Here is a 901-nt window from a genome sequence, read left to right as displayed (position 1 = left end):
AAGAGTAATGATCACTGTGGTGATCGCTCTTATTCCGGTACTGCTGTTTAGTATGTGGAATACAGGATACCAGTACCTGAAGCAGGTTCAGCCCGAAGTAGATTTCTGGGATGCTTTTGGACATGGCGCACTCGAGATCCTGCCAATGATCGTGGTATCTTATGCGGTGGGTCTTGGAATTGAATTCGCTTTTGCAATTTTTAGAGGACATGAAGTGAATGAGGGTTACCTGGTGACGGGACTTTTGATCCCAATGATCATGCCTATTGGTTTACCTCTTTGGATGCTTGCAATCTCTGTTGTTTTTGCGGTGATCATTGGAAAAGAAGCTTTCGGGGGTACAGGAATGAACATTCTAAACCCTGCACTTACTGCGCGGGCCTTTGCCTTCTTTGCTTACCCGACTTATATGTCAGGAAACCAGGTGTGGGTAATGAATGCTGCGGAAGTTGACGGCGTATCGGGAGAAACTATTTTAGGTACTCTTGCTGCAGGTCAACCTATAGAATACGACAGTATGGATATGTTCATGGGGCTTATTCCGGGATCGGTGTCAGAAACCTCTGCGGTATTATGTCTATTGGGCGCTTTGTTCCTCATCTTTACGAAAGTAGGTAGCTGGAGGATCATGTTAAGTGCAGTTGTAGGCGCAGCTGCGATGGGCTTGATCTTCAATGCGCTTCCAATGATGGGGGTTGAAGGAAATGCATTGACAAACTTTCCCTGGTATAATCACCTTATAGTGGGAGGTCTGGCCTTTGGTATAGTTTATATGGCAACAGATCCTGTATCGGCATCACAAACTTTAAAAGGTAAATGGATCTACGGATTCTTAATAGGATTCTTTTCGGTAATGATCAGGGTTTTTAACCCGGCATATCCCGAAGGAGTGATGCTTGCA

Annotated in this window: 1 protein-coding gene; it reads left to right on the top strand. The window is 45.1% G+C overall.

The window, feature by feature from the left end:
- Positions 1-901, top strand: a 901-nt coding sequence (locus HC175_RS15365) for an RnfABCDGE type electron transport complex subunit D (protein WP_168139341.1), incomplete at both ends; no start/stop codon positions are given.

The sequence above is a fragment of the Salinimicrobium oceani genome (genome assembly GCF_012037645.1).
The sequence above is the reverse complement of the archived record's forward strand: the minus strand, read 5'-3'. Positions and strand labels throughout refer to the sequence as shown.